The following is a 19577-nucleotide window of genomic DNA, read 5'->3' as shown; positions in this document are numbered from 1 at the left end:
CCATGTCGTCTGCCTGCCTGCGCTGCATGTTGACCACGACCGCACTGCTGTCATGCGCCATGGCGCCCTGCATCGCCTCGGCGAGCGGTTTGGGCGGCACGCGTGCCGATCTTGGTGAACCGTTGCAGATCCCCATCGCCGATCCGGACGGACATCCCTGGACCTTGCAGGGACGGCTGTGCCGCCCTGTCGGTGTCCGCCGCCCGCGCGTCGTGGTCATCGCACACGGCTCACCGGCCAAGGCATCCGATCGACCCGGCATGACGCTGGAAACCTGCGATGGCGAATCGGCGCGCTGGTTCCTGCGACGCCACTACGCCGTGGCATTGGTCCTGCGCCTCGGCTACGGCGCCACCGGCGGTCCCTGGAGCGAGGGCTATGACGGCTGCGACCGCGCCGACTACGTCAAGGCCGGCTTGGAAACCGCACGCCAGCTCAAACGCATCGTGGACGTCCTGACCGCGCTGCCCGACTACAGCCCGACCGGCGCCGTCGTGGTCGGCCAGTCGGCGGGCGGCTGGGGCACGTTGGCGTACGAGACCCTGCCGCATCCCAACGTCGGCGCATTCGTCAACATGGCCGGCGGGCGCGGCGGCCACTTCCACGACCGGCCCAACAGCAACTGCCATCCTGACAGGCTGATCGCGGCAGCCACCACGTTCGGCCAACAGGCCACCACGCCGATGTTGTGGATCTACACGGCCAACGACAGCTTCTTCGGGCCTGAACTCGCCGCGTCGCTGCATCGCGCCTTCACCGAGGCAGGCGGCCATGCCGTCCTGGTGACGCCGGCCGCCTTCGGCGATGACGGTCACCACCTGTTCTTCGGCCACGGAGGTTCCACGATCTGGGGACCGGCCGTGGAGCGCTATCTCGGCTCGGTCGAGGCTCCGGCGTCTCCCTGATCCGCCATCACCCACATCCTCCCATTCCCAGCAGGGCTGCACGATGACCATGCAATCGCTTCGGGACCTGATCCAGACCGTCGGCCTGCACACCAGCGCCGAGAACATCCCCCTCATCACCAAGAAGGGTGGCTCCTACCTCTGGCTGTTCGATCTGCGCCGGGTGTTCATGCGACGCGCTGCGCTTGAGCAGATCGCCGCAGCGTTCTGGGAGCGCAACGCCGCGCGCCCACCCTTCCAGCTCGGCGGCCTGGAAACCGCGGCAATCCCGCTGCTCACCGCGCTGCTGTTGACCGCCCCCAAAGAACGCGGCCCGGTCAACGGCTTCATCATTCGCAAGGATCGCAAGACCACAGGGATGGGCAACGCCATCGAGGGCGATGTGCTCGACCTGCCCATCGTGCTGGTCGACGACTCGCTCAATTCCGGCAACAGCGCTGAGAAGGCGCGTGCGGTGATTGCGGCGGCCGGACACGCGCTCGACGAGGTGTTCGTGGTGGTCGATTTCCTGTCCAAGGCCGGCATGCAGTGGCGCAAGACGCACGCGATCTCGGTGCAAACACTGTTCACGCTCAAGGATTTCGACCTGCCGCCGGAACAAAGCGCGCCGCCGCCCACCCAGGCGTATCGCGAACTGTGGCGGACGGCGACGCCGGGAGGCTTCGCCTTCCACGTGGTCCCCAAGTCCGCGCCGCTGCTGGTCGGCGACATGATCTACCGCGGCTGCGACGCCGCCAAGATGCAGGCGTTCTCCGCCGAGACCGGCGGGTTGGTCTGGGAATACCCGGTGACCGGTGCGGCGTACACCAAGAAGGGCATCTGGTCTTGCCCCGCCTACCATGACGGACGCCTGTACTTCGGCGCGTACAACGGCACCGTCTACTGCCTCAATGCGGCCAGCGGCGAGGAGATCTGGACACATCCGGACGGCGACTGGGTCGGGGCTTCGCCGCTGCTGGTGCCGCGCCACAAGCTGATGTACGTGGGCATCGAATATGTCCGCCCATGGGCGCAGGGCAGCCTCGCCGCCTATGCGATGGACACCGGCGAAAAGATCTGGGAGCACCAGGTGCAGAAGCTGCAGCACGGATCGCCCGGTTACTGGGAAGGCGGCGACCTGGTGATCTGGGGCAGCGCGGACCATGAGACGCTCGCGCTCGACGCCAGGACAGGACGCATCGCCTGGCGCTTCAAGACGCGGCGCTCGGTGAAGTACGCGCCGGCGGTGGACGAACGTCGCGGGCTGACCGCCTTCGCCTCGTTCGACAAGTCCATCTACGTGCTGGATGTCGCCACCGGCGAAAAGCGTGGCGAGTGGCAGACAGACGAAATCTGCTACACCACGCCGCTGTTCGCCGGCAACAAGCTGTTCTGTGGCTCGGGCGACCGCCATCTGTACGTGATCAACATCGACACGATGCAACTGATCAAGAAGATCAACCTGCGCTCGCGCGTGTACGCCTCGCCCAAGCGGATCGGCAACCGGGTGATCGTCGGCAGCAACGGCGGCCGCGTCGTCGAGATCGACATCGACACGCTCGAAACCGTGGGCGTGCTGCAGTTGCCAGACGCAGTGACCAACGGTGTCGCGATCTCGCCTGACGAACGGCGCATCTACGTGTCCACCTACATGAACCATCTCTATGCCTTTGAGCGCCTGAGCGACGTGCACGCGCAGTCCGCGTGCCCCGCCCTCGCCGCATCCTGACGTGCGGCACGCGTGAACGGGATCGGTCCACGCATGCGGCGCCTTCGTCGCGTACGCGGATCAGCCGAAGCGAGGACGGCCTCTTCCCCGCATACCTGTTCGAGGATCACCATGAGAACACTCGATATCATCGAAATCGACCTGGTCGCAGGCGGGACGCGCACATCGATCGGCGCACACCCGCTGTCCAGTTCGATCCACCATGCCAAGGCGCACAACAAGACCCACCACGCCAAGGCCAGGATCCATCACCACCACGCCGCGATGCACAAGTCCGCGACCATGCAGATGGCACGGATGGAAGAGGTCGAACCGATCGGTGAAGGCGGTGAGGGCGGCGAAGGCGGAGAGGGAGGGGAAGGCGGTGAAGGTGGCGAGGGAGGTGAAGGTGGCGAGGGAGGCGAAGGCGGTGAAGGCGGTGAAGGTGGTGAGGGAGGCGAAGGCGGCGAAGGCGATGGCAGCGGCGGTTACGACGACGGCGACGATGCCGACGGCAACGGCCCGGCCGATACCAGCATAGGCAGCAGCCATACGACGTCCGATGGCAGGACGGTCTCGATCACTTACCAGAACACCCAGGACGGCTCGAGCAGCAACAACCCGGTCACCTCCAAAATGGCCTCGACCCTGGGCTCGGTGCTCGACGGCGACCAGAGCGTCGACAGCATCGATATCTCGGCCACGACCAACGGCAGCCACAACCCCAATTCCGCCCACTACACGGGCAACGCCGTCGACATCAACATCATCAACGACGTCCATGTCGGGACGAGCGGCGAAGGCCTCCAGAACGCCCAGGCGCTGGAGAATGCGGCGATGGCCAATCCCAACGTGAGCTACGTGGAAGGCCCTGCGGGCAATTTCATCCGCTCCAGTCCCACCGCGGACTGGACCGCCGCCAGCCGCGAGACCGGCGACACCACCCACGTCCACATCAGCGTCTTCAAGTAACACGCACCCCACCCTCTCCCGGGCCGGCGCACGCCAGCCCGGGAGACAATCGCCCATCGGAGCTCTGCGTATGAAGTCTTTCTGGTTACCGCGCATCTGCATGACCCTGGCGCTCGCCGTCGCCGTGCAAGGATCGTCGCAGGCGAAGCAAGCCTCGTCTCACGCAGGCGGAGAACAGGCGATCGCCTATGTGCTGAAGAACGACATCGTCCTGTCGAGGCTGTTCGCGGACTGTCCTGCGCTGAAATTTGTTCGCACCGGCGCCGAAGGGAGCAACGCCTTCCTGATCGAAGGCAACTGCGACATCAAGAACAACCCGGAGGAGGATGCCGACTGCCCGTCCTATCACGTCCATGCGACCGGGACGATGGATACCCCGTCGCATTGGACGGTCCGCCGCCTGGAGCTGGCCTTGGTGTGCTCCAGCGAGGGGGCGACGACCACCCAGCAGATGTAGCCGCCGGATAGGCGCTGACGCCATTGCTGCAGGACGCAGTGCGGGGAACCGCACGGTGCCCGCTCCCGCGGTTCGCCCTGGTGTTGCAGCCCACGCGCGGCGCAGCGTGCGACATGGCGGCGTCGTCCTTGTCGCCTGGCGCAGCCGCATGCTCCACGTTTCTTGCGTTCGAACGCCTCCCCACGCGCAAGACCGGGCCTACGCCCTGCCCGCGCCCTGGGACGTGCCGCACGCAGCATGAACCGATCCGATCGTCGGCCACGCCGCGCGCAACGGATCAGCCGAAGCGGGAACGGCGCTTTTCCCGCACCTCTGTTCAAGGATCAACATGAGAACGCTCGATATCATCGAAATCGATATGGTTGCAGGCGGCACGCGCACATCCATCGGCGCGCATCCGTTGTCCAGTTCGATTCACCACGCCAAGGCGCACAAGAAAACCCACCACGCCAAAGCCAAGACCCATCACCATCACCACATGGCGATGCACAAGACTGCGACGGCCCAGATGGCCATCAGCGACGAAATCGCACCGGTCGAATCGGAGGGCGGTGGCGAGGGCGGTGAAGGCGGTGAAGGCGGTGAAGGAGGCGAAGGCGGTGAGGGAGGAGAAGGTGGCGAGGGAGGCGAAGGCGGTGAAGGCGACGGTGGCGACGGTGATGGTGGCGACGGAGACGGCGACGGTGGCGACGGTGATGGCAGCGATGGCGACGGTGCCGGCAGCAACGACAAGCCCGCGACGTCCGCGTCGGCCAGCGGCACCACGGTGACCTATACCGCGGCCGATGGCACCACGCATGATGTCACCGGCACCCATCCCAACCGCGACAACAACCCGCTCGACATCCGCTCCGGCACGTTCGCGGACAATCACGGCACGCTCGGCGACGACCGCGGCTTTGCGATCTTCTCCAGCCCGCAAGCCGGTCTGGACGCCGCGGCGGCCAACATGGACCGCCTCAACAACAACGCCGGTGGCACCGCCACGCTGAGTGACCTCATCACCAGCTGGTCGCCGCCGAGCGAAAATCCGACCTCGGAGATGATCACCACGATCACCACCAATTCGGGCCTGAATCCGTCCGATCAGTGGTCATCGTTGAACAGCGACCAGCGCAACGCGTTCATCACCGCCTACGGGCACCGCGAAGGCTGGGATCCCAACAACCACTAATTCATCCTTGGGCGGGGCCGGGAGCGCTCCCGGCCTCGCCCACGCGCGATCCACCACCGGAGATGCCCCATGCCACACCGCTCCTTTTCGCTGTTCGGCATCCTTGTATTCGGCATGGCCGTCGCACAGGCCAACGCCACCGGCAACGACGCCGCTGCCTGTACCCGCGGGCTCCACCAGGCCTTCGCTGCCTCCAGTAATGCGTCCACCCTACCCGCTCCATGCACGCACATCGGCCCGGTCGCGCTTGGCATGCACAAGCAACAGGTCCTGGCCTTACTCGGCCAGCCTGACATCACCCGCGACGATGCCGAGCATCCGGACACGCTCAGCGTGATGTACCTGTACCCGCGCGATTTCAAAGCGCAACTGGCTCGGCATCCGCGTCCGGTTGGCACGCTCGTCTACAGTCAGCTGGCCTTACGCTTCCGTAATGACCGTGTCATCAACCTAATCGCCTTCGCCGATCTGAAAGTTCCCCTGCCCTTCGACCTGCTCGGCCAGCCGGTCGGCACCCACATCGATCGCCTCCTCCAGGCGATCGGTGGCAATGCGCAATGGAACGCCAGCCGAGACTATGTGCAGTTCGCCGCCATGCCGCTGGCCGTGGATGTGGATCCGGACACCTCGGCCATCGTCGGGCTGAACATCGCAGCCACCAAGGAGGACCTTTACAACTTCAGTCCGCTCGGCCTGGATCTCGTCAAGGACGCGAAAAGCGCTCTGGTCAACGGGGTGCGCTGAAGGCGCCGCCGCCCATGCTGAGGGACAGCCACCTCGACGCATCACCCGCACAGCCGCAGGTGGCCCAGCAGCAGGATCGGCCCATGGCCGAGCATCACGTCGATGCCGCGGGGCCGATTTGGGGAGGCGGCATCGCCTCCGCGGCGTGCGGCATCGCCGACAGGCGAACTGCCTAGACCGGCGATGAGGTGACCAAAACGCAAAGCCCCGCGCGAGCGGGGCCTTGCCTTGACACGTCGGGGCGGCGCGGACTCAGTCGCCCTGCTGCTTCTGCAGATGTTCCCAACGCTCCTGCGCGTCGATGGTGCGCTCGGCGGTCAGACGCGCTTCCAGGCGCTCCAGGCCGATTTCCTCGCCCGTGTCCACGCAGTAGCCGTAGTCGCCGGCGTCCAGACGCTTGAGGGTGCTGTCGATCTTGCCGATCAGCTTGCGGTAGCGGTCGCGGGTCCGCAGTTCCAGCGAGTTCTCGGTCTCGCGGGTCGCGCGCTCGGCCTCGTCGCCGATGTCGCGGACCTCGTCGCGCAGGTTCTCGATGGTCTGCTTGGATTCCTCGACCAGGTCGGCGCGCCAGGTGAGCAGGCGCTGGCGGAAGTACTCCTGCTGCAGCGCGCTCATGTACTCCTCGTCCGCCGCCGGCTTGTAGCCCTTGGGCAGGATCGGGCGGCCGGTGGCCTCGTCGGTCTTGTACTCGACCACCTTGTACTTGGCCGGCTTGGCCGGGGTGTTGGACTTGGCGGTCACGGCCACGGCGACCTTGCCGGTGGGCTTGGCGACCGGCGCCTTCGGGGTGGATTCGGACTTGGTGGGGGTTTTCGCGGAGGATTTCGAAACGGACACGGGATTCTTTTGTGGCGGGGTCGACGGCGCGGCGGACTTGGCGGCAACGGGCTTGGGGGCCGGTGCTGCGGCAGGCGCGGCGGGCTTGACCGGGACAGGCTTGGCCGCAGCCGGCTTGGGCGCCGACTTCGGTACGGAGGTGGTCACCGCGGGTGCAACGGGGGCGGTGGCCGGTTTGGATTTGGCGGGAGCGGCCGCGGTCTTGACGACCTTGGCGCCAGGCTTGGCCGCGGGCGTCTTTGCTGCCGGCTTGGCGGCGGGCGCTGGCTTGGCGGCGGCCTTGGCCGGAGCGACCGGCTTGGCAGGCGCCTTCTTGGCCGGGGCCTTCTTGGCGGGAGCGGACTTGGCCGGCGACGCAGCGACCGGCTTGGCCGCCGGCTTCTTGGCCACGGCCTTGCTGGCCGATTTGGCCGGCGCGGCCTTGGCTGCCGACTTCGCAGGCGCGGCTTTCTTCAGCGGTTTGCTGGCGGCGGACACCGTCGCTTTCTTGGCGACGGGCTTGGCAGGCTTCTTGGCGGCCTGGACGGCCTTCTTTGCAGGTTTTTTAGCAGCCACGAACGCTCTTCCTTGGTCTTCCCGGGGCCCGGGAAAGCGGGCCTTTATAGCCTACCCTACCCCCCGCGGCAACAACGCGGCGTATACGCCGAGCGACCCGCCTAGTCCAGCACAGTGGCATATCATGGTGATGTGATCGCCCGCGCTCTCATCGCCCTGCTGCGCCTGTACCAGCGCTTCATCAGCCCGCTGCTGGGACCGCGCTGTCGTTTCGTGCCCAGTTGCTCGGCGTATGCGGTGACCGCCATCGCCCGTTTCGGCGCATTGCGCGGCGGCTGGATGGCCGCCCGCCGCGTCGGCCGCTGCCACCCCTTCCATCCTGGCGGGTTCGACCCGGTGCCCGACCCCATGGCGCCGCCACCCTGCCGCTGCCAAGGAAAACACTGATGTCCGCTTCCACATTGATCGTCAACGCGCGCCTGGTCAACGAAGGCCGCGAAACCCAGGGCGACCTGCGCATCGCCGACGGCCGCATCGCCGCGATCGCCCCGCAGCTGGCCGCGCGCGAGGGCGAGACCGTGGTCGATGCCGCCGGGCGCTGGCTGCTGCCCGGCATGATCGACGACCAGGTGCACTTCCGCGAACCCGGCCTGACCCACAAGGGCGACATCGCCACCGAATCGGCCGCGGCGGTGGCCGGCGGCCTGACCAGCTTCATGGACATGCCCAACACCAATCCGCCCACGCTCGACGCCGCCGCGCTGCAGGCCAAGTACGACGCCGCGCGCGGCCGCGCCTGGGGCAACTACGGCTTCTACCTGGGCGCCAGCAACGACAACCTGGCCGCGATCCAGACCCTGGACCCGAAGACCGCGCCCGGCATCAAGGTGTTCATGGGCGCCTCCACCGGCAACATGCTGGTCGACAACCCGCAGACCCTGGACGCGATCTTCCGCGACGCGCCGACGCCGATCATCACCCACTGCGAAGACACCCCGACCATCGACGCGACCCTGGCTGCGTTCAAGGAAAAGTATGGCGAGGCGCTGACCCCGGACATGCACCCGGACATCCGCTCGCGCGAGGCCTGCCTGAAGTCCTCGCAGCTGGCGGTGTCGCTGGCGAAGAAGCACGGCACCCGCCTGCACGTGCTGCACATCTCCACCGCCGACGAGCTGGCGCTGTTCACCCCCGGCCCGATCCAGGGCAAGCGCATCACCGCCGAGACCTGCATCCATTTCCTGCGCTTCGACCGCGCCGACTACGCCACGCTCGGCAACCTGATCAAGTGCAACCCGGCGATCAAGGACGCCAGCGACCGCGAGGCGCTGATCCGCGCGATCGCCGAGGACGTGATCGACGTGCTCGCCACCGACCACGCCCCGCACACCTGGGAAGAGAAGAGCAAGCCGTACGCGCAGGCGCCGTCGGGCCTACCGCTGGTGCAGTACGCGCTTGTCGCGGCGCTGGAGTTGGTCCACGAGGGCCGGCTCAGCGTGGCCCAGGTGGTGCACAAGTTCGCGCACGCGCCGGCGCTGCTGTTCGACGTGCACGAACGCGGCTTCCTGCGCGAGGGCTACCACGCCGACCTGGTGCTGATCGACGACACCGCGTTCACCGTGCGCCGCGAGGACGTGCTGTCCAAGTGCGGCTGGTCGCCGTTCGAAGGCCGCAGCTTCCGCTCCAGGATCGCCGCGACCTGGGTCAACGGCGTGCTGGCCTGGGATGGGACCCGCCTGGTCGGCACCCCCAACGGGCAGCGCCTGGCGTTCGACCGCTGATGCGCGGCGCCCTGATGACCGGCGCCGCACTAGCGCTGGTCCTGCTGACCGCACCGCTCGCCCCGGCGCTGCACGCGCAGACGCCGGCCACGGCCGGCGCCGAAGCGCGCAGCGTGTTCCCGCGCAGCGCCTCGCAGGGCGCGCTGGTGATCGGCAAGGTCGCGCCCGGCAGCCGCGTGCAGTACGCCGGACGCACCCTGCGGGTCAGCGACTACGGCAGCGTGGTGTTCGGCATCGGCCGCGACGAGCGCGGTCCGCTGCGCATCGCGGTGCAGCGCCCGGATGGCGGGACTGAGACCGTCGAGATCGCGGTGACGCCGCGCGACTGGCCGCTGGAACAGGTCAACGGGGTGCCGCCGAAGACGGTGAACCCGCCGCCGGCGATCGCCGAGCGGATCAAGCGCGAACAGGCCCAGGTCACCGCCGCGCGCGACCGCGACGACCCGCGCACCGATTTCGCCGCACCCTTCATCTGGCCGGTGCAGGGCCGCATCAGCGGCCGCTTCGGCAATGCCCGGGTCTACAACGGCCAGCCCGGCGCCGGGCATTCGGGCATGGACATCGCCGTGCCCACCGGCACCCCGGTCAAGGCCCCGGCCGCCGGCGTCATCACCTTCGCCGCTCCCGACCTGTACCTGACCGGCGGCACCGTGCTGCTGGATCACGGCTACGGCGTCAGTTCCAACTTCCTGCATTTGTCGCGAATCGACGTGAAGGTCGGCGACCGCATCGCCCAGGGCCAGGTGATCGGCGCGGTGGGTGCCACGGGCCGTGCGACCGGGCCGCATCTGCATTGGGGGATGAATTGGTTCGATGTGCGCATCGATCCGTTGTTGGTGCTGGAGCGGACAAAGCAGCCGTAAAGCGCTGGTGGATCAGGTGCGTTGGCGCGCGTGGCCGGGAGGCCGCACCCTCATCCCGCCCCCTCTCCCAATGGGAGAGGGGCAAGCGCTCTCCCTTCTCCCCTCGGGAGAAGGTGCCCCGAAGGGGCGGATGAGGGTACGGGCGCAGCCTCGCGCACTGCGCTGGCGCGCAGCCTTTCAGCTACGCCGACGTGGGCACCTCAAGCAGGCGCCCCAGCACCACATGCGAGGGGCTGTTGGCCAGATCCAGCGGCATGACCAGCTTGGGATTGGGATGCGGCAACGGCGCGCCCGGCGCTTCTTCGCCGGCTTCGCGCAGCAGGCTGCCGTTGTCTTCCACCTGATCGGTGACCGGCGCCAGCGGCGGCAGGCCCAGGCCGGCGCGGACCGCGTTGGCGCGGCTGAGCAGGTCGTCGTCGGCGACCGTGGTCAGTGCCGAGGCGGCCAGGCTGGCCGGCGCGCCCTCCACCGCCGCCAGGCGCTGCGCGATGTCGCCCAGCGCCTGCTGCCGGTGCGGATGCAGCAGTTGCCACACTTCTTCCCACAGCGCCTTCCAGTCCAGATCCGGGAACGGCATGTGGGTCGGCCCGCTGAGCACGATCTGCGGCGCCAGCCGGCCCGGCGGCGTCGCATCGCATTCGGCCAGCGCGCGGTATACCACTTCGCTGCACACCATGTGCGAGGGGTTGTCGCGGACCAGATGGTCCAGCGCCTCGCGCACCACGATCCGCGCCAGCCAGTGCTGCGGCCACTTGCCGCGGATGGCGACCAGCAGGCCGAGCGTGGCCAGGCTGTCCAGCGGGTACGGGACGCCCAGCAGCGACTGCGCCTTGGCTAGCACGCTGGCGCGATCGGCGTCGTCCAGCGCCACGCAGGCGTAGCTGAGCGGCCGGTAGGCGTCGATGATCAGGTAGTTGGTGGTGTCGGTCAGCCGCTGCGACAGCGGATAGCGGCGCACGCCGCTGGCCGCCGCCTCGATCAGGTCGCCCTGATCGGCAACGATGGCGGCATGGCTGTAGATGCTGTCGCCGCACCAGGCGATCAGTTCGGACACCGGGCCGCAGCCCAGTTGCAACAGGATGTCGCCGACCTGCAACTGATCGGGAGCGAACGCGGGCAAAGCGGGCTGTGCAGTCATGGCTGAGGCTCCTTGGTGGGTGACGCGGTAGATGGGGAAACGCTGACGCGGTTGCGGCCGGCGGCCTTGCTGGCGTAGAGCGCGGCATCGGCCCGCTGCAACAGCGTCGCCGCGCTCTCGCCGCGCTGCCATTGCGCCACGCCGACGCTCAGCGTGCATGACAGCGCCTGGCCTTCGCGCGGCAGCGGCTGCGCCGCGACGTGCTGGCGGATGTCCTCGGCCACGCGCCGCGCGGCCTCCAGGGTGGCGCCGGGCATCAACAGCAGCATCTCGTCGCCGCCCTGGCGGCCGAGCGTGTCGGTGCTGCGCAGGCGCGCCCGCGCGCAGGCGGCGACCCAGCGCAGGCAGGCGTCGCCGCCGGCGTGGCCGTGGATGTCGTTGATGCGCTTGAAATGGTCGATATCGATATAGGCCAATGCCAGCGGCCGGTCGCCGCGCGCGGCGTCCTGCAGCGCCTCGGCCAGACGCTGCTGCAGGGCGGCGCGGGTGAGGATGCCGGTGAGTTCGTCCACGGTCGCCATGCGGCTGGCGCGGTCGCGGTCGCGACGCAGCTCCAGGATCTGCTCGGCCAGACCGAAGGTCACCAGCAGGCAGGAGATTGCCAGGGCCAGGCTGATGCCGTGCGCCAGCACCGGCGCGGCCAGATCCAGGCGCAACCACCCGGTCAGCTCCAGGCAGCGCAGCACGCACAGCATCCACAGCGGCGTCCACGAAGCCAGCAACGGCCAGGCGTAGCGTTGCCCGCGCAAGGCCAGCAGCAGGCAACACGGCAGCAGCAGCGCCGCACCGACGATCAGCCCGAGATTGCCCAGCACGCTCAGCACCGCCGCGTCCGACAGCAGGCAGGCCACAGCGATGCCGAGCAGGAACAGCGCGCACAGCCGCAGCACCCGGTCCAGCCGCGGCAGTTGCCGGCGCATCTCCAGTTGCCGGCGCTGGAAGGTGATGATGAAGAAGCCGCCGAGCGCGGCGACGATGCGCATCGGCGTCGGCGAGGACGCGAACACGCTGGCCAGGCCCGGCACCGCGCGCGCCTCGCCGCCGAGGCCGAGCAGGTACAGCAGCACGCACATCACGTTGGCGGTGAAGTAGCCGTAGATCGGCTCGCGCAGACGCGCCCACAACGCGATCGCCAGGATCGCCAGCACCGCGGTCGAGCCGAGGATGAAGGCGCGCCAGCCGACGTAGTGCAGATCCTCGCGCTGCACCTGGGCCAGCGGCGCGATGCCCACCGGCATCGGCATCGCCGCCGGCGCATGCACCCGCAGCCAGATCGAGGCGCCGGCCGGCAGCCCCTGCGGCAAGGCGATCACCAGGGCCCGGGTGGAGTAGCGCAGATCGGCGTCGGCGCCGTAGATCGCGTGACGGGTTGGCGTGGCGCGTCCCGGCACCCAGGCCTCGACCCGGGTCAGATACGGCGACTGCAGCACCAGTTGCGGCTGGCCCTCGCTGCCGATCGTGCGGTCGGCGCGGATCCGCCACCAGGTGGGCTGCTTGCTGCGCTCGTACAGGATCGCACCATGGCCGGCATCGGCGAACGCGGTATCGTGGCGCCCCGCCACCACCTCCGGCGGCGGAGGGTCGGCGGCCAGCCGTTGCAACAACAGTTCCTGCCCCAGCGCCGACCCGACCAGCCCCAGGCACAGCAACAGGCAGCACCAACGGCACAGGCGCTTCAATCGATGACTTCCAAGTGGGATCGGCGTCGAGGGTAGCGCAAGCCGCGACGGCGCTCGTATCCAAATTCACGACCCCGTCACGCCAGAAAGTGGGGTGGCACACGGCGCGCAGATCCATGCCGCAGTGCGGCGACCGTCCGCCGGCGCCGGGTCTGGAGCGCCTGCAGCCGTCGCGTTTTGGCCTGGGAATCGCCCTCCACGCCCCCACCAACCGGCGCGCCGCACGTGCGGCGGATCCGCGATCGTGATGGAAGCGGCACAACCGAGCTCTGGCTGCGACATCGGCCGGCATCGGCGCGCGAACGCCCCTACCATCGCCGGTCCGCTGACGACGCCGGATCAGGCGACCGGATGACACCGGTATCATTTCAGGCGTGGCCGCGGGCCCTTATCCTTGAGCGGAGGCTTCCCATGACCGTATCGCGCTGGTTGCTGCTTTCCTCCACCCTCGCCCTGGCGGGCGGGTTTGTCGCAGACGCCCCGGCCCTGACCGGCACCGCGTCGCGCCCGCAACTGACCAGCAGCGAGGCGGCCAACCAGACCGTCGCCCGCCACCTGGCCCAGGCCGGACCGATCGGCGCGCTGGTTACCGACAACTGGGATCCGAGCGCCGGCGTCGCGCTGCTGCAGGCCGACTACGCGGTGGCCGCCGACGGCAGCACCCGCTACCGCACCGTGCAGGCCGCGGTGGACGCCGCGGTCGCCGCCGGCGGCAGCATGCGCCGCTACATCAGCGTGGCGCCGGGCACCTATACCGAAGTGGTCTGCGTGCCCGCCGCGGCGCCGCCGCTCACGCTGTTCGGCCTCGGCGGCAGCCCGGCCAGCACCACGATCCGTTTCGGCAACGCCAACCCCACCCCGAAACCCACCGGCAGCGCCACCCATCCGTGCGCCAGCAACGCCGCCAGCAGCACCGTCGGCACCTCCGACAGCGGCACCGTCACCGTGCGCGCGGCGCAGTTCCAGGCGCGCAACCTGGCGATCGTCAACAGCTACGTCGAGGGCACCTACAGCGGCAGCAACCAGTCGGCGGTGGCGCTGGCGTTGCGCGGCGACAAGGCAGTGCTGGAGAACGTGGTGCTGACCGGCAACCAGGACACCCTGCTGATCAGCGCCGGCAGCGCCAACACGGTGATCCGCGCCTATTTCAAGGGCGGCACCATCGAGGGCGACACCGACTTCATCTTCGGCTCGGGCGTGGCGGTGTTCGCCGGCAGCACCATCCGCTACACCGCCGCGCGCCGCGGCGCCAACGATGGCGGGGTGATCTTCGCGCCCAGCACCCGCCCGGGCAGCAGCTACGGCTTCCTGGCGATCGGCAGCACCTTCGATGCGGTCGGCAATCCGGGCAGCGGCACGGTGTGGCTGGGCCGGGCCTGGGACGAGAGCGTGGGCAGCCTGTCCAACTACGTCGACGGCACCTCGCCCAACGGCAAGGTGGTGATCCGCGACTCGACGCTGGGCGGGCACATCCGCAAGAGCGCGCCGTGGAACGCCTCGACCATCGGCCGTCCGTACTGCAGCAGCAACTGCAGCACCTCGGCCAATCGCTTCTACGAGTACGCCAACAGCGGCGCCGGCAGCGCGCCCTGAGGCATGCCGGCGCGGAGGGCGGGCGGGCTCTATCCCAGCCCGGCCCACCAGGCGCGCCACAGCGTCGCCATCTGTCCCGGCGGCCTGGGTATGGCGGCCGCCTGCTGCACCATCCGCGCACGCGCCAACACCGACAGGATGCGCCGCGGACGCGGCCCGCGCACGCGGCGCGGCCACGGCTTCAGCAATGCCTGCGCCCAGCGCTGGCGCTGCTGCGCCTCATCGCCGCCGCGCAGCGCCAGCGGCGCGGTGGCGGCGCCGCCCTCGAGCAGGCGCTGCGCCAGCACCTGCAGCGCGACCGGCACCGCGGCGCCCTCGGCCGAGGCCTCGAACAACGCGCGCTCGACCGCGACCACCGCCTGCGCGAACGGCTCCAGCCGCTCCAGCGCATGCGCGGTGTCGGCCGCGGCCGCGCGCGACTGTGGCAGGCTCGGCAAGGCCTCGGCCAGTTGTGTCCACGGCGCAGCCACCGGCTCCAGCACCCGGCCCAGCGGATGCCGCGAACGCTGCCCTGCCCAACTGCGCAGTTCCTCGCCCCACCACGCCAGCTTGGCGTCGGCCGGCAGCGGGTCGCCGGCGATGTTGAGGATGTCGTCGAACTCCTGCAGCAGGGCGAACCAGGCCACGGTGCGGGCGCGCTGCGGCGCCGGCACGAACGCCTCGGCCACGGCCCATTCCGGCCAGCGGCGGCGCCATTTGTCGAGGAAGGCATCCAGGGCGGACGAACTGCTCATGCGATCGGTGAATCCGGAGTCAGGCGCGCGCGCCGACGGCATCGCGCAATGGGAGAGTGAGCGCGGCTGCCGCGCAGAACGCGCAGTGTACGTGCGCGACCGGTGGATGCCGAGCGGCGTCGGCGTGCAGGCCGCGACACGGCGGTCATGCATCACCGCGAACGCGGCGACAGCACCGGTTTCAGGACGCGGCTGCGCTGACCGGCCAGGCCGCGGCGTCGTACAACTCGGCCGGCGCGGCGACCATCGCATCGGCGCGCCAGGCCAGCGGATCGTCTTCGTCCAGCCGATAACCCCACAGCACCGCCACCGAGGCCATGCCGGCGGCGCGAGCGGCGAGGATGTCGCGTTCGTCGTCGCCGACGTAGACCACTTCCTGCGGCGCCACGCCCAGGCGCTGCGCGGCGACCTGCAGCGGCAGCGGATGCGGCTTGCGCTCGGGCAGCGTGTCGCCGCCGATCAGCACCGCGCAGCGCTGCTGCCACTGCAACTGCGGCAGGATCAACCGCGCCAGCGCCTCGGGCTTGTTGGTGACGATGCCCCACACGCTGCCGGCCTCTTCCAGGCGTTGCAGCAGTTCCGGGATGCCGTCGAACGGCTGCGAATGGCGGCCGATCAGCGCCTCGTAGTGGCGCAGGAAGGCCGGAATCAGCGCATCGCGCTGCGCGGCGGGCAGATCCGGGAAGGCGACGCCGAGCATCGCCCGCGACCCCTTGGACACCACCGGCCGCAACTGCGCCAGGGTCAACGCTGCACGGCCATGCTCAGCCAGCACCGCATTGGCCGCGGCCAGCAGATCCGGCGCACTGTCCAGCAACGTGCCATCCAGATCGAACAGCGCAACCCGCGGATAACCCCGCCGCGGCAGCGGCGCTTCCCTATTCCCCATTCCCGATTCCCGGCTTTGCAGCACACGCCAGGTAATTGACCTCGGTGCGCGAGGACAGCCGCGCGCGATTGCGCCACGGCTCATATGCCAGGCCGCTGACGTCGCGCAGCTGCAGCTCGGCCTGGCGCAACCACGCGGCCAGCTCCGCCGGCTTGATGAAATCCTGGTAGCGATGGGTGCCGGTGGGCAGTAGCCGCGCCACGTATTCGGCACCGACGATGGCCAGCGCGAACGCGGCCGGGGTGCGGTTGAGGGTGGACAGGAACAGCTGTCCGCCCGGCTTGAGCAGGGTTGCGCAGGCGCGCACGATCGCCGCCGGATCGGGCACGTGCTCGAGCATCTCCATGCAGGTGATCGCATCGAAACTGCCCGGCTGCGCCGCCGCCAGGTCCTCGACCGACTGCACGCGGTAGTCGACCTCGACCCCGGATTCGAACTGGTGCAGCCGCGCGACCTTGATCAGCTCCGGCGACAGGTCGATCGCGGTGACCTGCGCACCCTCCTTGGCCAGCGCCTCGCTGAGCAGGCCGCCGCCGCAGCCCACGTCCAGCACCGTCGCGCCGCGCAGCGGCAGGCGCTCGGCGACGTAGCGCAGACGCACAGGATTGAGCGCGTGCAGCGGCTTCTGCGGGCCGTCGGCATCCCACCAGCGGGTGGCCAGGGCGCCGAACTTGTCCAGTTCGGCCTGATCGAAGTTGGCGGAGGCGTTGGCGGCGGAAGCGGTCATAACGGATTCTCGTTGGGGCCGCGCACGCGGCGCGGCACGGCGAACATAGCGGATCAGGCGTGGATGCTGCGGATACGTTCGCGCCACTCGCGCGCATTGGCGACCAGCGCGTCGACGTCCATGTCCACCAGCACGCGCTGGCTGAGCTTGGGTTGGCCGGCGATCCACACATCGCTGACCTGCTGCCGACCGGTGGCGTACACCAGTTGCGACAGCACGTTGTGCAGCGGCTGGGTCTCCAGCGCCGACAGGTCCACGCAGATCAGGTCGGCCTGCTTGCCCGGCTCGATCGAGCCGATCGTCTCGCCGAAGCCCAGCGCACGCGCGCCGCCCAGGGTGGCCGCGCGCAGCGTGCTGGCCGCGTCCAGCGCGGTGGCGTCGTTGGCCACGGCCTTGGCCAGGATCGCCGCGGTGCGGTTCTCGCTGAACATGTCCAGGTCGTTGTTGCTGGCGCAGCCGTCGGTGCCGATCGCCAGGTTCACGCCCGCACGCTGCAGCGCGCAGGCCGGGCAGAAGCCGGAGGCGAGCTTGAGGTTGGATTCGGGGCAATGCACCACGCTGACCCCGCGCTCGGCGCACAGGTGGATCTCGGCGTCGGTGAGCTGGGTCATGTGCACCGCGATCAGGCGGTCGTTGACCAGGCCCAGACGGTCCAGCCGCGCCAGCGGGCGCTGCCCGTACTGCTTGAGCGAGTCGGCGATTTCCTGCGCGGTCTCGTGGGTGTGCAGGTGCACCGGCACCTCGAGCTGGTCGGACAGCATCCGCACCCGCTCGAAGTTGGCGTCGTTGACCGTGTACGGCGCATGCGGGGCGAAGGCGATGCCGACCAGCGGATCGTCGCGCCACTGGTCGTGCACCTCGCAGGCGCGGGCGAAGTACTCGTCGGAGGTCTTGGCCCAGGCGGTCGGGAAATCGATGATCACCGTGCCGACCCGCGCGCGGAAGCCGTGCTGCTTGTACACCGCGGCCTGCACGTCGGCGAAGAAGTAGTTCTCGTTGGCGCAGGTGGTGCCGCCGCGCAGCATCTCGGCGATGGCCAGCGCGGTGCCGTCGGCGACGAACTCCGGGCCGATCACCGCGGTCTCCACCGGCCAGATGTGCTGCTGCAGCCACACCATCAGCGGCAGGTCGTCGGCGATGCCGCGCAGCAGGGTCATCGGGTTGTGGGTATGCGCGTTGACCAGCCCCGGCAGCAGCGCCGCGTCCGGGCGCGAGACGGTGCGCGCGGGGGCGAAGCGCGTGCGCGCCTCGGCCGTGGGCAGCACCGCCACGATCTCGCTGCCGCGCACCGCCACCGCGTGGTCTTCCAGCACCACCGCATGCGGTTCGATCGGGACCACGTAGCCGGCTTCGATCAGCAGGTCGCAGGATTCGGGTATGGAGGTCATCGCAGGGACTCTGGAAAAGGGAGGGTCACGGTGCCGGTGCCGCCTGGGACTGGCGGATGCGTCGCTGGTACACGCGCATCACCCCCCACTGCAGCAGAAAGACCGCCAGGAAGCCGAAGCGGCCCAGCCACGGTGCCACCATGCCCACGGGGATGCATAACGCGAACACCACCGGCGAGACCGCCGCGCGCAGCTTCATCGCCTGCGCCTGCAGCGGGCCCAGCCGCTGCGCCAGGCCTTCCTTGCGCACCGCATAGGCATGCAGCCAGTACCCGGCCAGGCCGATCGCCGCCAGATGCGCGCAGTACACCGCGAACGCCTCGTGGTTGCCGAAATAGTCCGAGTACAGCGCGGTGGAGAACGGCAGCAGGCCGATCAGCAGCAGCTGCAGCACGTTGAGCCAGATCAGCCGGTCGTCGAACTGGCGGATGTGCCGGCACAGCTGCAGGTGCGACTTCCAGAACAGCGCGGTGACCAGGAAGCTGACCGCAAAGCCGATGAACAGCGGCAGCATCCGGTGCAGGGCGGCGAGGATGCCGCCGGCCGCCGCGACCTCGGCGTGTCCGGGCACCTTGATTTCCACCGCCAGCAGGGTGATGGCGATGGCGAAGACCGCATCGCTGAAGAACACGACGCGGTCGTGCGGGTACTTGCTGTCGGCGCTGTCGGCGTGGCTGGTCGTCACGGGCGTTTCCTGGGAGCGAGGTGGTCCATCACCGCCGCACGGCGATCCGGCGCATGCGCTGCCTGGCCGCCGCACGCCAGCGCGTGCGCATGCCCGCGGCCGGCGGCGGCCGCGGGCATGCCGACTTACTTGACGCGCGAAACGTATTCGCCCGAACGCGTATCGACGCGGATCACTTCTTCCTGGCCGACGAACAGCGGCACGCGCACCACCGCACCGGTCTCCAGGGTCGCCGGCTTGCCGCCGCCGCCGGAGGTATCGCCGCGCACGCCCGGGTCGGTCTCGACGATCTTCAGTTCGACGAAGTTCGGCGGGGTGACCTGGATCGGCGTGCCGTTCCACAGCGTCACCACGCAATCCTCCTCGCCCTTGATCCACTTGGCGGCGTCGCCGACGCCGGCCTTGTCGGCCTGCACCTGCTCGAAGGTTTCCTGCTGCATGAAGTGCCAGTACTCGCCGTCGCTGTACAGGTACTGCATGTCGGTGTCGACCACGTCGGCCGCTTCCACGCTGTCGGTCGCCTTCATGGTCATTTCGACCACGCGCCCGGACTTGATGAAGCGGTACTTGACGCGGGTGAACGCCTGGCCCTTGCCGGGCTTGACGTATTCGGTATCGGTGATGATCGCAGGCTCGCTGTTGACCAGGATCTTCATCCCGTTCTTGACGTCGTTCATGCCGTAGCTGGCCATCTGAAACTCCTCGGGTAAGGCAAACCCGCCGCGTTCGGCGGCCGGCCGGATAGAATGGAAGCTCCGCCGCAACGGCGGGCGCTCGTGTGATGACCGCCTATGATAACCGCAGCCCCCCGCCCGATGCAGCCGTCCCC

At 69.1% G+C, this 19577-nt stretch carries 19 protein-coding genes; 10 read left to right on the top strand and 9 right to left on the bottom strand.

Features of this window, described 5'->3' with window-relative positions; genetic code table 11:
• Positions 1-26 precede the first annotated feature (26 nt).
• From CEK66_RS15590 to CEK66_RS15565, 6 genes are all read left to right on the top strand, one after another.
• Positions 27-905: a hypothetical protein gene (locus CEK66_RS15590; protein WP_226978635.1), complete on the top strand. Its 879-nt coding sequence runs from the start codon at positions 27-29 to the stop codon at positions 903-905.
• Positions 805-2613, top strand: coding sequence for a PQQ-binding-like beta-propeller repeat protein (locus tag CEK66_RS15585; RefSeq protein ID WP_226978634.1), 1809 nt, complete (start codon positions 805-807; stop codon positions 2611-2613). The genes CEK66_RS15590 and CEK66_RS15585 overlap by 101 nt, the downstream gene beginning before the upstream one ends.
• 111 nt (positions 2614-2724) lie before the next feature.
• Positions 2725-3564 (top strand): hypothetical protein, encoded by an 840-nt coding sequence (locus CEK66_RS20675; protein ID WP_051067633.1) that lies wholly within the window; start codon positions 2725-2727, stop codon positions 3562-3564.
• A gap of 70 nt (positions 3565-3634) precedes the next feature.
• Positions 3635-4021, top strand: a complete 387-nt coding sequence (locus CEK66_RS15575; RefSeq protein ID WP_017909791.1) for a hypothetical protein — start codon at positions 3635-3637, stop codon at positions 4019-4021.
• Between the two features lie 328 nt (positions 4022-4349).
• A complete protein-coding gene (locus CEK66_RS15570; protein ID WP_152237510.1) occupies positions 4350-5195 on the top strand; it encodes a hypothetical protein in 846 nt (281 codons plus the stop codon).
• Between the two features lie 69 nt (positions 5196-5264).
• On the top strand, positions 5265-5939 hold the full coding sequence (locus CEK66_RS15565) for a hypothetical protein (protein ID WP_026144025.1): 675 nt from the start codon (positions 5265-5267) through the stop codon (positions 5937-5939).
• A 252-nt stretch (positions 5940-6191) separates the two neighbouring features.
• Here CEK66_RS15565 and dksA read toward each other — a convergent pair whose 3' ends face one another.
• Positions 6192-7331 carry an RNA polymerase-binding protein DksA gene (dksA, locus tag CEK66_RS15560; RefSeq protein WP_152237509.1) on the bottom strand — a complete coding sequence of 380 codons (1140 nt, stop codon included), beginning with the start codon at positions 7329-7331 and terminating at the stop codon, positions 6192-6194.
• 114 nt (positions 7332-7445) lie between these two features.
• On the opposite strand from dksA, the gene yidD reads away from it, so the two are divergent.
• The 3 genes from yidD to CEK66_RS15545 are packed head-to-tail and all read left to right on the top strand — an operon-like array spanning position 7446 to position 9915.
• The gene (gene yidD / locus CEK66_RS15555; RefSeq protein ID WP_152237508.1) at positions 7446-7718 is read left to right on the top strand and encodes a membrane protein insertion efficiency factor YidD; all 273 of its coding nucleotides are present in this window, start codon (positions 7446-7448) and stop codon (positions 7716-7718) included.
• Positions 7718-9052: a dihydroorotase gene (locus tag CEK66_RS15550; RefSeq protein ID WP_017912512.1), complete on the top strand. Its 1335-nt coding sequence runs from the start codon at positions 7718-7720 to the stop codon at positions 9050-9052. The genes yidD and CEK66_RS15550 overlap by 1 nt, the downstream gene beginning before the upstream one ends.
• Entirely contained in the window at positions 9052-9915 is an 864-nt protein-coding gene (locus CEK66_RS15545; protein ID WP_152237507.1) for a M23 family metallopeptidase, read from the top strand. Before CEK66_RS15550 ends, CEK66_RS15545 begins: the two co-directional genes overlap by 1 nt.
• Before the next feature lie 181 nt (positions 9916-10096).
• Here the strand turns inward: CEK66_RS15545 and CEK66_RS15540 are convergent, their stop codons facing one another.
• Both CEK66_RS15540 and CEK66_RS15535 read right to left on the bottom strand, forming a co-directional pair.
• Positions 10097-11053 carry a hypothetical protein gene (locus CEK66_RS15540; RefSeq protein ID WP_226978633.1) on the bottom strand — a complete coding sequence of 319 codons (957 nt, stop codon included), beginning with the start codon at positions 11051-11053 and terminating at the stop codon, positions 10097-10099.
• Positions 11050-12732, bottom strand: coding sequence for a diguanylate cyclase (locus tag CEK66_RS15535; RefSeq protein WP_152237506.1), 1683 nt, complete (start codon positions 12730-12732; stop codon positions 11050-11052). Before CEK66_RS15535 ends, CEK66_RS15540 begins: the two co-directional genes overlap by 4 nt.
• A 411-nt stretch (positions 12733-13143) precedes the next feature.
• Between CEK66_RS15535 and CEK66_RS15530 the strand changes: the two genes are divergently transcribed.
• The gene (locus tag CEK66_RS15530) at positions 13144-14325 is read left to right on the top strand and encodes a putative acyl-CoA thioester hydrolase (RefSeq protein ID WP_152237505.1); all 1182 of its coding nucleotides are present in this window, start codon (positions 13144-13146) and stop codon (positions 14323-14325) included.
• Between the two features lie 29 nt (positions 14326-14354).
• On the opposite strand, the gene CEK66_RS15525 is transcribed toward CEK66_RS15530, so the two are convergent.
• The 6 genes from CEK66_RS15525 to efp form a co-directional block, all read right to left on the bottom strand.
• A complete protein-coding gene (locus CEK66_RS15525; protein ID WP_152237504.1) occupies positions 14355-15059 on the bottom strand; it encodes a phytoene/squalene synthase family protein in 705 nt (234 codons plus the stop codon).
• 181 nt (positions 15060-15240) lie between these two features.
• Positions 15241-15948, bottom strand: coding sequence for a phosphoglycolate phosphatase (locus CEK66_RS15520; protein ID WP_152237503.1), 708 nt, complete (start codon positions 15946-15948; stop codon positions 15241-15243).
• Positions 15938-16675, bottom strand: a complete 738-nt coding sequence (ubiG, locus tag CEK66_RS15515) for a bifunctional 2-polyprenyl-6-hydroxyphenol methylase/3-demethylubiquinol 3-O-methyltransferase UbiG (protein ID WP_010343531.1) — start codon at positions 16673-16675, stop codon at positions 15938-15940. The genes CEK66_RS15520 and ubiG overlap by 11 nt, the downstream gene beginning before the upstream one ends.
• A gap of 53 nt (positions 16676-16728) precedes the next feature.
• Positions 16729-18063: a TRZ/ATZ family hydrolase gene (locus CEK66_RS15510; RefSeq protein WP_148829305.1), complete on the bottom strand. Its 1335-nt coding sequence runs from the start codon at positions 18061-18063 to the stop codon at positions 16729-16731.
• 25 nt (positions 18064-18088) lie between these two features.
• Positions 18089-18748, bottom strand: a complete 660-nt coding sequence (locus tag CEK66_RS15505) for a TMEM175 family protein (RefSeq protein WP_152237502.1) — start codon at positions 18746-18748, stop codon at positions 18089-18091.
• A 125-nt stretch (positions 18749-18873) separates the two neighbouring features.
• Entirely contained in the window at positions 18874-19440 is a 567-nt protein-coding gene (gene efp, locus CEK66_RS15500; protein WP_010343528.1) for an elongation factor P, read from the bottom strand.
• Positions 19441-19577 lie beyond the last annotated feature (137 nt).

The sequence above is a fragment of the Xanthomonas sp. LMG 12460 genome (genome assembly GCF_009192895.1).
Classification (GTDB): domain Bacteria; phylum Pseudomonadota; class Gammaproteobacteria; order Xanthomonadales; family Xanthomonadaceae; genus Xanthomonas_A; species Xanthomonas_A sontii.
Note: the sequence above shows the minus strand (reverse complement) of the source record. Positions and strands in the feature narration are given on the sequence as shown.